The sequence below is a fragment of the Janthinobacterium svalbardense genome, assembly GCF_002327145.1.
Lineage (GTDB): Bacteria > Pseudomonadota > Gammaproteobacteria > Burkholderiales > Burkholderiaceae_D > Janthinobacterium > Janthinobacterium tructae.
In genome coordinates this window covers 2,146,187-2,159,213 of the sequence record NZ_CP023422.1, presented here as the reverse complement: position 1 = coordinate 2,159,213, position 13,027 = coordinate 2,146,187, and the positions used below count along the sequence as shown (strand labels likewise).

The following is a 13,027-nucleotide window of genomic DNA, read 5'->3' as shown; positions in this document are numbered from 1 at the left end:
ACGCAGTCCACATCATTTCAATTAAACAATAGGAGTCCACATGGCCACCGATTACCACCATGGCGTGCGCGTCATTGAAATCAACGAGGGTTCGCGCCCGATCCGCACCGTCTCCACGGCCGTGCTGGGCCTGATCGCCACGGCTGGCGATGCCGACCCGGAAGCCTTCCCGCTCGACACGCCCGTGCTCGTCACCAACGTGCTGGCCGCCATGGGCAAGGCCGGCAAGACGGGCACCTTGTATCGCAGCCTGGCGGCCATCGCCGCGCAGACCAAGCCCTTGTGCGTCGTCGTGCGCGTGGCCGAAGGCGAGACGGAAGCGGAAACCACCACCAATGTGGTGGGCGGCGTATCGCCGGACGGCAAATACCTGGGCGCCAAGGCGCTGCTGGCGGCGCAAAGCAAGCTCGGCGTCAAGCCGCGCATCCTGGGCGCGCCGGGCCTCGATACCCAGGCCGTCACCAACGCCCTGGCCAGCGTGGCGCAGCGTCTGCGCGGCTTCGTGTATGCGTCCGCCTATGGCTGCGCCACCGTCACCGCGGCCACCACCTATCGCGGCCAGTTCGGCCAGCGTGAGGTCATGGTCATCTGGCCGGATTTTGTGAACTGGGATACCGCCACGGACGCCGAGGCCAGCATTTCCGCCGTGGCCTACGCCATGGGCCTGCGCGCCAAGATTGACGAGGAAACCGGCTGGCACAAGACGCTGTCCAATGTGGTCGTCAACGGCCCCACCGGCATCAGCAAGGACGTGTTTTTCGACCTGCAAGACCCGGCCACGGATGCCGGCGTGCTCAACGCCAAGGAAGTGACCACCCTGATTAACATGGGCGGCTACCGCTTTTGGGGTTCGCGCACCTGCGAGGCGCCGGGCGGCTTCTTCTATTTCGAAAGCTACACGCGCACGGCGCAGGTGCTGGCCGACACCATCGCCGAAGCACACTTCGCCTATGTCGATCTGCCCCTGCATCCGTCCCTGGTGCGCGACCTGCTGGAAAGCATTAACGCCAAATTCCGCGACCTGAAATTGCAGGGCTACATCATCGATGGCCACGCCTGGTATGACGAGCAATACAACGACAAGACGGCGCTGAAAGACGGCAAGCTGGCCATCGATTACGACTACACGCCCGTGCCGCCGCTGGAAAACCTGAAATTCCAGCAGCGCATTACCGACCGCTACCTGGCCGACTTCGCCTCGCGCATCGCCGCGTAACCAATGTCACCACCCTGCCCGCTCCTGCGCGGGCGCAACTGAACAACGGAGAACACTATGGGCTTGCCCCGCAAACTGAAAAACTTCAACCTGTTCCAGAACGGCGTCTCCTTCATGGGCATGGTGCCCGAAGTCACCTTGCCGAAACTCAGCCGCAAGATGGAAGAGTACCGCGCCGGCGGCATGAGCGGCCCCGTGTCCGTGGACTTTGGCAACGAGGCGCTGTCGCTGGAATGGAACGCAGGCGGCCTGATCGCCGAAGCACTGAAACAGTACGGCGCGCACTCGCACAGTGCCGTGCAACTGCGCTTTGCCGGCGCCTACCAGGAAGACGATGACGGCACGGTGGCCGCCGTGGAAGTGGTCGTGCGCGGCCGTTACAAGGAAATCGACATGGGCGCGGCCAAGATGGGTGACGACACCACCCACAAATACACCATGGCGTGCAGCTACTACAAGCTGATGATCGACGGCGCCACCGTCATCGAACTGGACTTCATGAGCGGCACCGAGAACTTCGGCGGCGGCGACACGAATGCGGCCATCCGCAAGGCCATCGGCCTGTAATCCCTTTTTATTCACCACCACCCTACCAGGACAACACCATGCACAACGATACCCAAAATCAAGCCGTCATCGAACTGGACGAACCGATCAAACGCGGCGATACCGTCATCACCTCGCTCACCGTGCGCAAGCCAAAGGCAGGCGCCCTGCGCGGCATTTCCCTGATCGAGCTGGCCAACCTGAACGTGTCGGCCCTGCAGATCGTGCTGCCGCGCATCACCGAACCGACCCTGACCGCGCACGACATCGCCAACATGGACCCGGCTGACCTGCTGGCCGTGGGCGCCGAGGTTGCCGGTTTTTTGGCGAGCAAAGCCGATCGCCTTTCGGTATCCCCGGCGAAGTAGAAGACGCGATGGCTGACATTGCCGGCGTCTTCCACTGGACGCCGGCAGCGATGGACGATTTTACGATTGATGAACTGATGGCCTGGCGCGAACGCGCCCGGCAACGAAGCGGAGCGGAATAGATGGCTGGCCGGGATTTGAGGTTACAGGTAGTGTTTGCAGCGCTGGATAAAATCACCGGCCCGCTGAAAAAGATCATGAGCAGTTCCAGCGACACGGCCAAGGCTTTGAGGGCGACCAGCGACCGCTTGCGCGACCTGAACGCGCAGCAAAAGAGCATCAGCAAATTCCGCGAGCTGCACGGCGGCCTGGACGCCACCCGCACCAAGCTGGAAGCGGCACAGCAGAAGGTGGCCAGCCTGGCCACCAAGATGAAGCAGGCGGAGGCGCCCACGCGCGCCATGACGCGCGAGTTTAACGCCGCCGTCAAAGCGGCAGGCGCCTTGAAGACGGCCGGCCAGCAGCAGGCGCAGCAGTTGCAGGTCATGCGCGAGCGCCTGGCGGGCGCTGGCATCGGCACCAAAGACCTGGCCAACCACGAGCGCACCTTGCGCCGCGAGATCGAGGCCACCAACAAAACCATGACGCTGCAGCAGCAGAAGCTGGCCAACGCCGCCGCCAAGCAGCAGCGCGTCACCAACGCTACCCAGCACGCTGACAAGCTGCGCAACAAGGCGGGCAATCTGGCCATGGCCGGCGCTGGCGCCACCGCCACGGGCGCTGTCATCGGCGCGCCCGTCGTCAAGGGACTGAACGAGGCCAAGCACTATCAAACGGAAGTGGGCCGCGTCAATGCGCTGGGCCTGGGCGACAAGGTATCAGCCGAAGCCGTCGCCTTTGCGCGCAACATGAAAACCTACGGCACCAGCCAGCTCGACAACCTGCAACTCATGCGCGACGGCATGAGCGCCTTTGCCGATGTGCACCATGCGGAAATGGTCGCCCCTACCCTGGCCAAGATGAAGTTTGCCAATCACGCCTTCTTTGGTGAGGAAGAAGGCGCCGACAACGAACGCAAGTTCATGGACATGCTCAAGGTGATCGAGCTGCGCGGCGGCCTGGAGAGCAAGGAAAAGTTTGAAGCCCAGGCCAACATTGTGCAGCAAGTCATCACCGCCACGGGCGGGCGTGTCGGCCCGAATGAATGGCTGAACATGATCAAGACGGGCGGCATCGCCGCCAAGGGCTTGAAAGATGATGCCTTTTACTACCAGATGGAACCGCTGGTGCAGGAAATGAGCGGCAACCGCGTCGGCACGTCCCTGATGAGCGCCTACCAGAACTTGTACCAGGGCCGCACGACGAAGCGTTCGGCCAAGAAGCTGGAAGAGTTCGGCCTGATTGGCGACAAGAGCAAGGTCAAGCACGACAAGGCGGGGCAAGTCTCGTTCCTCGATCCCGGCGCGCTGCTGGGCGCGGAACTGTTCCGCGAAAACCAATTCGAATGGCTGGAAAAGGTGCTGTTGCCGCAACTGGCCAAGAAGGGCATCACGGAAAAGAAACAGGTGCTCGACGCCATCGGCAGCATTTTTTCCAACCGCACCGCGTCGAACCTGTATTCGCAGATGTACTTGCAGCGCGTGCAGATCCACAAAAATGAAAAACTCAACCGTGGCGCCGCCGATATCGGCAAGCTTGAAAAGCTGGGGCGCGACTCGGCCGCCGGCAAGGAACTGGAAGCGCAATCAAAACTGGCCAACCTCAAGCTGACCATGGGCGAGAAAATCTTGCCGCTGTACGCGCAGGGGCTGGAACTGGCCATCAGCGCCGTGCAGCGCTTGAATGGCTTCATGGAACGCAATCCGACCGTGGCCAAGGTCATGATTACCGCCTTCGCCGTGCTGGCCGGCCTGCTGCTGGTGCTCGGGCCGCTGATGCTGGGCATTGCCGCCATGATCGGCCCGTATGCCATGCTGCACGTCATGTTCGCCAAGATGGGTGTGAAGGGCGGCGTACTCACGCCCATCTTGCGCGGCTTGGGCGGCGCCTTCATGTGGGCCGGCCGTGCCGTGCTGTGGCTGGGGCGCGCCCTTCTGATGAACCCGATTGGCATTGCTATCACGGTCATTGCCGGCGCCGCCTATCTGATCTATAAATACTGGGAACCGATCAAGGCGTTTTTCACCGGCATCTGGTCGCACGTCAAAACGGCGTTTGCCGGCGGCATTGGCGGCGTCAGCGCCTTGATCGCCAATTGGTCACCGCTGGGCCTGTTCTATCGCGCCTTCGCGGGCGTGCTGGGCTGGTTCGGCATCACGCTGCCGGCCACGTTCACCGACTTCGGCGCCAGCATCCTGCAGCGCATTACCGCATCCTGGCAACCTATCGCTGCATTCTTCGCCGATATCTGGTCGCGCCTGCGCACCGTCTGCGCGGGCGGCATGGGCAGCATCACGGCCCTGATTATCAACTGGTCACCCGTCGGCGTGTTCTATCAGGCATTCGCGGGCGTGCTCGGCTGGTTCGGTATCGAGCTACCGGCCAAGTTCACCGAGTTCGGCGCCAACATCCTGCGCGGCCTGGTCAACGGCATCACGGGTTCCATGGGCGCCGTCAAGGACGCCATCAGCAATGCCGGTTCCAGCACCATTGCCTGGTTCAAGGAAAAGCTGGGCATCCATAGCCCAAGCCGCGTTTTTGCCGAGCTGGGCGACTACACCATGCAGGGGCTGGCCGTGGGCCTGGACCGTAGCGAAGGTGCGCCGATTGCCAAGGTTTCCGGACTGGCGCAGCGCCTGACGCAACTGGGCGCCGGCATCGCCATCGGCACGGCCACCACCCTGCCCGCCAGCGCCTTCGACACGCGCGCGCCGTTGTCCCAGGGCGGGTTCGGCGCCGGCATGACGATTCAGGGCGACAAGATCGAAATCACCTTCCACGTGCAGGCCGGCACCGATCCCCAGGCCATCGCGCGCGCCGTGAGTACGGCGCTCGACCAACGCGACCGCGAAAAGGCGGCACGCATCCGCTCGTCCCTGCGCGACCACGATTAAAGAAAGAAGCACACCATGATGATGATTTTAGGCATGTTCGTTTTCAGCCTGCCGACCCTGGCCTATCACGAGCTGCAGCGGCAAACGGAATGGAAGCACGCCAGCACGGCCCGCGTGGGCCTGCGCGACGCGCACCAGTACGTGGGGCCAGGCGACGACACGATTACCCTGTCGGGCTGGGTGGCGCCGGAACTGACCGGCTCCCTGTATTCGCTCGATGCGCTGCGCATGATGGCCGACACAGGTAAATCGTGGATTTTGATCCAGGGCACGGGCCGCATCCTTGGCTCCTACCGTATCACCAGCATGACGGAGGGGCGCACTATCCTGGACGGCAGCGGCGGCGCGCGCCGTGTGGAATTTTCGATTGCCCTGAAACGCGACGACGACGGCGTGCTGGCCATGCTTGGCCTGGGCGACATCGGTGACCTGAAAAACATGCTCAGCATCGACGGCATCACCAGCAGCGTGGCCGGCGCGGCGAAGAATGCCGTCGGCAGCGTCGTCGGCAATGTGGTCGGCGGCATCACGTCAAAATACGGCGGCGTGGTCAGCGACATGAAAGACAAGATCGGCGCCGGCATCAGCGGCGCCATCGGCAGCGCGGCGGACAAGTTCAAATGAGCGAACATATCCCCGCTTTCCGCGTCACCATCGAGGACAAGGACATCACCGCCATCGTCTCGCCACGCCTCATCAATCTGACCCTGACGCTGTGCCGCGGCGACGAGAGCGACCAGCTCGACATTGCGCTGGACGACAGCGACGGCAAGCTGGCCATGCCGCCGCGCGGCGCGCAGATCGAACTGGCGCTGGGCTGGCAAGCGTCCGGCCTGGTGGACATGGGCAAGTTCACCGTGGACGAGGTGGAGCACAGCGGCGCGCCCGACACCATCACCCTGCGCGCCAGGTCGGCCAACCTGATCGACACCTTCAAACAGCAGCAGGAACACAGCTTTCACAAGACCACCCTGGGCGCCATCATCGAGGCCATAGCCTTTCGCAACGAGCTGGCCTCGGGCGTATCGGCGCGCCTGCGCGATACCGCCATCGAGCACATCGACCAGACCCACGAAAGCGATGCGGCTTTCCTACGCCGGCTGGGCAAGAAATACGACGCAGTGGCCACCGTCAAGAATGACAAACTGCTGTTCATCCCCATCAACGACAGCCGCACGGCCAGCGGCAAGGCGCTGCACGTGATACCCATCACGCGCGCCCTGGGCGACGGCCACCGCTACCACAGCGCCGAGAGCGACGCCTATACGGGCGTGCGCGCCTTCTGGCATGACGAGCGCTACGCGCGCCGCCGCAGCGTCGTGGCCGGCGTGCCCGGCAACAGCAAGCGCCTGCGCACCACCTTCGCCAGCGAAGCCGACGCGCGCGCGGCGGCCGTCGCCGAATGGCAGCGCATCCTGCGCGGCCTGGCCACCTTCGAAATGAATCTGGCCCTGGGCAATCCGGCCGTGTTCCCGCAATCGCCCGTGACCGTACAAGGATTCAAGCCCGAGATCGACGCCACCGACTGGCTATCGGTCAAGGTCACGCACAGCCTGGGTGGCAACGGTTTCACCACGCGCGTGGAGTTTGAGACGAAAACGGAAGCGGTCGAGGCCGAGCGCGAGGACGAGAAAGACCCGAACGAAGGCATCACAGGCGTGGTGGCCAAGTGGAAGGACGTGGCGAGGAAGAAGAAAAAAGCGGGCCAGGAGATGGCGGGAGCCAAGGACAAGCTCAAGATGCTGGAGCATCTTTACAAGAGCAAGCACGGCGCCAAGCGGGCGGCGAAACTGGAGTGGGAGCACATCAAGGAAGTGCGCGAGATTATTCGGGAGAACAGCGAGGAGCCATGGAAGCCGGCGGAAACGGCTTCCAAAGCGCAGGCGTGACGAACTACGGGAGGGTCACAGACTTTATCAGGACGCTCAATACTTCATTTGTTACACCCTTGAGTGTCTCCATAGTTCCGGCCTTCACTGATTGCACCAATCTCTCGCCCAAGCTAACGCGGCAGACCAGACTATCGGGGACAGCTTTGAGTGCGGTCAAACCTTTCTCGGAAAGTACCGCATCCGAGAAGCCTGTGGCTGTCTTGCTATTGGGGCGTACGGAAATGTAGCCCTCTTGCACCAACCATGTGGCGGTGTTGATAAATGCCTCTGCCGGAGGAGTCACTTCGGCACCTGTGAAGCTGTCAGCATTGAAGCATGCAGCTTCGCCACCTTCTACAAATTTTCTCGCGTCCAGGAAGATTGGCTTCGGGAAATTTTCGTACAATTTTGCAAAAATTTGGCCAGTTAATACATCAAAAGCATCAATATTGGAGAGTGTCATGAGCAACAGAAATTTAGAAGAAGTAGAACGCCAAGAAAACGAAATTCGGAGCCATATCCATCGGCAGATACTGGGAATATCTGACCAAGTACGCTCCAAAGAAATATGGCATAAAATTTTGGCGGCTGCTGATCCGGAAACCATTGCAACCGCGCTAAGCACACAGCTCACGCATTTCAATTACCAACAGGTGACGCTATGCAAAGCCGGTAACTGTGTGAAAGTGATATAACTTATGCCCAAGGATTTGGTGGAGAAGGTCTCCATTCAGAAAAATAGCGTCTCAGTATCGGATTATCATCTTCATTTTTATAATTTACGGGATCAATATATTTTTCAAATAACTGACTTCGGCAGAGGGCTTCCCCCTCTAACGAGGTGCACTCAACCTCTACGTACTTAGCTCCCTTCCCACGCAGTGCCTCTACTCCAGCCATTAACAGCTGGGAACCAAGACCCTGTTGTCTAAAAGAAGGTTCAATCTCAATAATGTGAATTTCTCCACCGTCTATATACATTTGAAATACGACGAAACCGACCGTCCTTCCCGCAACCATATAGCACAGTCCATCGCCACGGGAAAACAACCTCTCAATAACATTTCTATTGCAATAAAATCCGGTGCCGTCACGCTCATTTTCGGCCTTAAGCCACTCAATAACTTCAGGGAAAAATACCGTGCTTGCCTGTTTAATTACATCCATAAGACTCTCTTCTTCAGCAGTTTCAGAGGAGGAATTTTTCCAAACCACACAGACCTCTACTCTTCCCACAATACAAAATTCCCTGATAGCCGATAAGGCAACAAGCGAGCGACGCTACATGCGTAGAAGTATATTGAGGAGGTCTAGGGAAATTCTCAAAGAGAATGAAGAAAATCCCTAATAGCTACGACAACTTCCCCTACATTGCCTGAAAAAACACAACTCTAACTTATTCATAGCATGAAAATTCAGTCCACACGTTTATCTAAATGGAACGGATTCGCTATCAAAAAGAAAATGTTTTGGCAGCGGCTGATTCGTGCCATGCCTACCAATTTTATAGGCAGCAGTTGTCTCAGTAATTGCACAAGATTCATTGGGGTCGGTGGTATGCTCCGGTACGAAATAGTTTGCATAAACCCATCGCAATCGAGACTTCTCTGAATCGAACTCCTTCAACTTGACAACATTTCGTATATGACGAAAAGCATCTTCAGAGTTTCCATTTCTAGCCTCGCAACCTATATGAACCACTCCAGGGCAATCTAACGGAAGTTGCTTATTAGCCTTCGTTACAATTCCGTGGAAATGGCGAGCCTTACGCATTTTTGCATCGACTGAATCACTCCGCCAACTCACAAGGCTAGCTTGTCTAATGGCAGTGGCATAAAGGGGGTTAGCTGATGCCGGATCCCAGTCTGCTGCCACGCTATGATCGATGCTTGCATTGTAATATCCTGCAAGCAACTCCACCATTCTACTGGAACCATAAAAAACGTCGTCATGCTTGAGTACGGAACGCGCCAAATTCCAATGTATCTCTCGTATCTGTCCACGACCTTGAACATCCACCCAACGGCTACGAGTGGGATTCGCGATATACCTCTCAAGACGTTCTAAAAGATAATTATCAGCTAATGAGTCTACCTCGACGTTAAAGCTAACTTCGAGAACAATGGAACGTCCACGATTACGGCATAGACTATGAACTTCCCCAGTTAATACATCTACACGCTGACGCTCTGCTAGCTCGTAGGCAGATTTATTCACCCGCTTGCACTCAACAGCCCATCGGCGGCGACCATTCGTAACAAGAATATCCTGAGTTTTCGCAATGCCTGGGCGAGCTGTAACAAAGTCAACACTACTCCATAACCGAGTTTGGTACGCTCCAGCTACAAGAAGCTCATAAAGTCCGTCATCTGGACAACTTTTACCACCGGTCATCAATTCCAGCACTCGATCCATAACACCGCTAACATTTTTTAGCTGATGCAATATTTGACCTAAACGAGTGAATACAGGAACAATTCGATAAGCTTCTGGCTCATACCAGCATTCTCGCTGCGCCGCATAGGCATTCGCTTGGAAAATATACCAGGCGATTAAGTCGGAATTTTCAAATAGTACAGCATCATGTTTTCCTAGATTTAAATCGCGCCTTCCATTTTCAAATTTTTCTCTAACAGCATGCAATCTCTTTTCCCAAGAATGGCTATCTATTGTCGAAATAAAAAATTCATTGATCTTTAAAATTTCATCATCACGCCAATCCTGGCCACTACGTGGGGCAACCCAAAGCGGGGTTAAACTACGCACACTTAATCCTCCACGGCAAAGATCAGCTTTGACTTTAAATCCCAAGACAGAATTAATCGCAAATCAGCACGATAAGCCGGAATATTTATTTTCCAAAAACTCAAGAAATTCTTTGATCGGCTTAAATAGTTCTTTAATCTCGTCGTAATAATCACTGATAAAAGAGTCATCTAAGTATTCATGCGATGACTTATTTCTATGATCTAGAAGGTCTTGCCAAGTAATTTCTCCGCTCAGCCAACCAGCAGAAAAACCCTCTATCATAGTTTCCCGTGGGGTTCCTGCATGAATTCCTTCATATTTTAATGCGCGATTAAGAGTTTTCCATACCAACTCCACGACGGTTTCGAAGCGCTGAATGACTCCTTCAACAACCAGTTCACGATCTTTTGGAATCTCCAATCCACTTTCCAATTTATCAACGGCCTTACGTAAATTACCAAGACTATCCAATAGCTTTCTTGGACTTTTCATAAACTATTTCTCCATTTTCATAAATTCGTTTTTGCAAACGAATTGGATTTGATAAAAAATTGACAATTGAAATCCTGAAAAATACTCGAACATCATAGGTTGCTTTCGCTCTCAACATTATCCAATCTTCTTTGACAAAGGACGAGGCTATCACCGCCAAATCAATGTCTGAATATTTTTCATAATCACCACAGGCTCGAGAACCAAAAATTATCAGCGTCTCAACTGAATCTCTTTGACTGAGATCTTCTAGAAATTCAATAGCCTCATCAGGTAAAGGGCTAATTTTATGTAAGTTTACTAGCATATTATTAATTACATTATGACTTAGTTCAGCGGGCAAACCTTCTAAACCCCAGCCTTTCTGCCAGCATAGGATCAGGTCGGACGAAGTACCAAGATTTCCAAAGCCATTATTAATAGGTTCCCAATGTACCCCTCTTGATAAGTCAAATTTTTCAATAAACTCAAAAATACGGCTAGTTCTGACAATGAAATTACCGAACGCATACCATTTTGGGCATTCAGCAGTCGGCGACTCTTGAGCGGACAACCACGTTCTCGATTATCGAAGCAGGTTCCAAATGTCAAATTTCACGGATGGATTTAACACATTGAGCAGCCGCTTCTGGCCGTGAGCTACCGTTCGCAGGCTATACAGTATGGTGCCAAAGGGAGCCGCCCAACTCGCCCGCCTTAAGCGTTCGCTCTCGAGAATTCCAACCGCTGAAAATTATGCAGAGTAAACAAGCAGCTATTACAATCAGCATAAGAAGCTGAATCATTTGCAGACTATTTTTCCTTTTTCCGTCCGTTGCCGGCCACATTAAAAGTTTGCGGGCCAATGATATTCCCCACAAAATTTTGGCCAATCTTGCCGTGGGTTTCAACGTGTGGGGCATTCCCTGCTTGGGATGCTGGCGGCATTGGCGAGCGCATGCCACCAATCATTCCAAGTACGCCTGCTTTCCCGCGAACGTCCATGCTTCTATAGCCATCCAACAGTTCTCGCTCATCCGAGGTCACTGCTGATTGCAATTTCTCACCCGTAAGTATGTAGTGGACATCGACCCCAATTCCAGCCAGCGCTCGTAAGTAAAGCGCATCCGGGGCACGCTCGTCTTGCTCATACAGCGTCTGTGCACGTCGTTTTAGTCCAGCGACAGCGGCAAAATCTTCCTGATTCATGCCCAACCGCTGACGCTCTTCTTTTAGTATTTCACCAATTGATCTCATTTGTGTGCAAATTTTTCTTTACAATGCTCTCATTTGAGAGCTATAGTTATGCCATACCATAGCGATTACAGATCATAACATTATGAAAAACGTATCCATAGCGAGGCGCACTGCCAAGGGCATCACGACTAAGCCACTCGGCGTTCGTCTGACGTCTGATGAAGTAGACGAAGTCGAAGGCTATGCGGAGAAACTTGAGCGCTCCCGTGCATGGTTCCTCCGCTTCCTGATCCTACGCGGCCTCGCCGACTACAAGCGTGAACTCGCTTCCAAATCCATTCACTAAGGACAACGTCATGTACCCCGATGCAAAACGTATCCGCAGCCACCGCGTCATGCTGCGCCTGGACGATTACGAGCACCAGCTTGTTTCCTCAATCGCCAATTACCAGGGCGAAGAGCTTGCTGTGCTGGTGCGCCAGATCGTGATGCGTGAGGCCCTGGCCGTGATCGCCTTGGATGACGCCACCATCGACAGCGTACAGCGTCGCAGCGTTTAAACCGAGTCACTTTTGAGCAACTCTAAAGTTACAGAAAATGCCAGACCATCAAATTAACCTCAATGACGAAGAGCGCGCGGTGCTGGAACTCGTGCGCCAACGCCAGGGGCTGGCAAGTATCGATCAGGCGGCCGAATGGCTCGTCAAGTCGCGCTTACGCATACAGTCGAAAAACATGACAGGTCGCGGTCGCGCCCTGTACCAAGTGGAAAGAAAGCTGAAATGAGAGTCATCGGCCTGCCCTGCCCGCATTGCGAATACACCGTCCGCGCTGTCAAAAGCCGCACGATGTCCGCCATGTTCAAGGAAATCACCTACATGTGCCAGAACCCCGACTGCGGGCACGTCTTCGTGGCAGGCCTGGAAGTGCTGCGCACCCTATCGCTGTCCGCCGTGCCAAAGTCCGATATCCGCATCCCGATGTCCCAGCATGCGCGCACGGCGGCCACCACCCAGCTGGCCTTCGACCTGACGGCAGGCTGCTGATGACGATCCCGATCCTCGCGCCGCCGTAGCCCGGCCGCTGTAACTCCCCTCTTTTGCTGTGCCCTGCTGCGCTCCCTTTTGAGCGTGCGGGATTCGTTCAACCTGAAATAAGGAAAACCGATGGAAAACACACTGCACGCCATCAGTCAGGCCGGTATATCTCCGGCACCAATCACGGTCCACCCCGCTTTGCAAAAATACGTCGTTCCTGTAGCGCCGACTTGCTTTCTGTTGGAGGCCGGAGCTGGCTCTGACATCGGGGCGCTGTCTGCCCACATCCATGAAATTGCCAAGACCTATCACGCCTATGGAGCACTTAATCTCACCTTCATCATCAGCGATGCGCAAGCACTGAACGCTACGGGCTTTTTCACACCTGAGCACCAACGTGTTCTGCTCGGCGATCTGGCTATCGATTTGCGCTATCTATTCGCCAGCGAATTGGGCGTCGTGCCGTACATCAGCTCCTTCAGAACACAGACTGATTGGGCCAAGTATTTTCCTAAGGAAGGAGCACACTGATGCTGCGCCTGGCTAAAACCTGCGGCGTCTGGCTGCTGTCACTCCTGAT

Annotated in this window: 19 protein-coding genes; 13 read left to right on the top strand and 6 right to left on the bottom strand. The window is 55.7% G+C overall.

The window, feature by feature from the left end:
• The first annotated feature begins 40 nt into the window (after nucleotides 1–40).
• From CNX70_RS09625 to CNX70_RS09595, 7 genes are read left to right on the top strand one after another with little or no spacing between them, the layout of a single operon-like run.
• Complete coding sequence (locus tag CNX70_RS09625) at nucleotides 41–1,216, top strand: phage tail sheath protein (RefSeq protein WP_096234512.1); 1,176 nt, start codon at nucleotides 41–43, stop codon at nucleotides 1,214–1,216.
• Between the two features lie 57 nt (nucleotides 1,217–1,273).
• Nucleotides 1,274–1,783 (top strand): phage major tail tube protein, encoded by a 510-nt coding sequence (locus tag CNX70_RS09620; protein WP_096234511.1) that lies wholly within the window; start codon nucleotides 1,274–1,276, stop codon nucleotides 1,781–1,783.
• Nucleotides 1,784–1,821: 38 nt separating this feature from the next.
• A complete protein-coding gene (locus CNX70_RS09615; RefSeq protein ID WP_096234510.1) occupies nucleotides 1,822–2,130 on the top strand; it encodes a phage tail assembly protein in 309 nt (102 codons plus the stop codon).
• Between the two features lie 8 nt (nucleotides 2,131–2,138).
• A complete protein-coding gene (locus tag CNX70_RS09610; protein WP_071650277.1) occupies nucleotides 2,139–2,252 on the top strand; it encodes a GpE family phage tail protein in 114 nt (37 codons plus the stop codon).
• Entirely contained in the window at nucleotides 2,253–5,123 is a 2,871-nt protein-coding gene (locus CNX70_RS09605) for a phage tail tape measure protein (RefSeq protein ID WP_425269231.1), read from the top strand.
• Between the two features lie 15 nt (nucleotides 5,124–5,138).
• On the top strand, nucleotides 5,139–5,747 hold the full coding sequence (locus CNX70_RS09600) for a phage tail protein (protein WP_096234508.1): 609 nt from the start codon (nucleotides 5,139–5,141) through the stop codon (nucleotides 5,745–5,747).
• Complete coding sequence (locus CNX70_RS09595; protein ID WP_096234507.1) at nucleotides 5,744–7,012, top strand: phage late control D family protein; 1,269 nt, start codon at nucleotides 5,744–5,746, stop codon at nucleotides 7,010–7,012. The genes CNX70_RS09600 and CNX70_RS09595 overlap by 4 nt, the downstream gene beginning before the upstream one ends.
• Before the next feature lie 4 nt (nucleotides 7,013–7,016).
• Here CNX70_RS09595 and CNX70_RS09590 read toward each other — a convergent pair whose 3' ends face one another.
• Entirely contained in the window at nucleotides 7,017–7,457 is a 441-nt protein-coding gene (locus tag CNX70_RS09590; RefSeq protein ID WP_096234506.1) for a hypothetical protein, read from the bottom strand.
• On the opposite strand from CNX70_RS09590, the gene CNX70_RS28135 reads away from it, so the two are divergent.
• Entirely contained in the window at nucleotides 7,456–7,689 is a 234-nt protein-coding gene (locus tag CNX70_RS28135) for a hypothetical protein (RefSeq protein WP_157750963.1), read from the top strand. The two genes, CNX70_RS09590 and CNX70_RS28135, sit on opposite strands and share 2 nt — an antisense overlap.
• A gap of 1 nt (nucleotide 7,690) precedes the next feature.
• Here the strand turns inward: CNX70_RS28135 and CNX70_RS09585 are convergent, their stop codons facing one another.
• From CNX70_RS09585 to CNX70_RS09570, 5 genes are all read right to left on the bottom strand, one after another.
• Complete coding sequence (locus CNX70_RS09585) at nucleotides 7,691–8,161, bottom strand: GNAT family N-acetyltransferase (RefSeq protein ID WP_096234505.1); 471 nt, start codon at nucleotides 8,159–8,161, stop codon at nucleotides 7,691–7,693.
• Between the two features lie 261 nt (nucleotides 8,162–8,422).
• Entirely contained in the window at nucleotides 8,423–9,760 is a 1,338-nt protein-coding gene (locus CNX70_RS28130) for a hypothetical protein (protein ID WP_167389633.1), read from the bottom strand.
• Nucleotides 9,761–9,823: 63 nt separating this feature from the next.
• On the bottom strand, nucleotides 9,824–10,234 hold the full coding sequence (locus CNX70_RS09580; protein WP_096234504.1) for an HI0074 family nucleotidyltransferase substrate-binding subunit: 411 nt from the start codon (nucleotides 10,232–10,234) through the stop codon (nucleotides 9,824–9,826).
• A complete protein-coding gene (locus tag CNX70_RS28125; RefSeq protein WP_157750961.1) occupies nucleotides 10,206–10,787 on the bottom strand; it encodes a nucleotidyltransferase domain-containing protein in 582 nt (193 codons plus the stop codon). The genes CNX70_RS09580 and CNX70_RS28125 overlap by 29 nt, the downstream gene beginning before the upstream one ends.
• 239 nt (nucleotides 10,788–11,026) lie before the next feature.
• Entirely contained in the window at nucleotides 11,027–11,470 is a 444-nt protein-coding gene (locus CNX70_RS09570; protein WP_096234502.1) for a helix-turn-helix domain-containing protein, read from the bottom strand.
• Nucleotides 11,471–11,552: 82 nt separating this feature from the next.
• Between CNX70_RS09570 and CNX70_RS09565 the strand changes: the two genes are divergently transcribed.
• The 5 genes from CNX70_RS09565 to CNX70_RS09545 all read left to right on the top strand — a co-directional run bounded on the left by CNX70_RS09565 (nucleotide 11,553) and on the right by CNX70_RS09545 (nucleotide 12,978).
• Nucleotides 11,553–11,756, top strand: coding sequence for a YlcI/YnfO family protein (locus CNX70_RS09565; RefSeq protein WP_096234501.1), 204 nt, complete (start codon nucleotides 11,553–11,555; stop codon nucleotides 11,754–11,756).
• 10 nt (nucleotides 11,757–11,766) lie between these two features.
• Nucleotides 11,767–11,970, top strand: a complete 204-nt coding sequence (locus tag CNX70_RS09560; RefSeq protein ID WP_035820909.1) for a hypothetical protein — start codon at nucleotides 11,767–11,769, stop codon at nucleotides 11,968–11,970.
• 37 nt (nucleotides 11,971–12,007) lie between these two features.
• Nucleotides 12,008–12,196 (top strand): hypothetical protein, encoded by a 189-nt coding sequence (locus CNX70_RS09555; protein ID WP_046682347.1) that lies wholly within the window; start codon nucleotides 12,008–12,010, stop codon nucleotides 12,194–12,196.
• On the top strand, nucleotides 12,193–12,456 hold the full coding sequence (locus CNX70_RS09550) for an Ogr/Delta-like zinc finger protein (protein ID WP_096234500.1): 264 nt from the start codon (nucleotides 12,193–12,195) through the stop codon (nucleotides 12,454–12,456). The genes CNX70_RS09555 and CNX70_RS09550 overlap by 4 nt, the downstream gene beginning before the upstream one ends.
• Before the next feature lie 120 nt (nucleotides 12,457–12,576).
• Nucleotides 12,577–12,978, top strand: coding sequence for a hypothetical protein (locus CNX70_RS09545; RefSeq protein WP_096234499.1), 402 nt, complete (start codon nucleotides 12,577–12,579; stop codon nucleotides 12,976–12,978).
• Nucleotides 12,979–13,027: the final 49 nt, after the last annotated feature.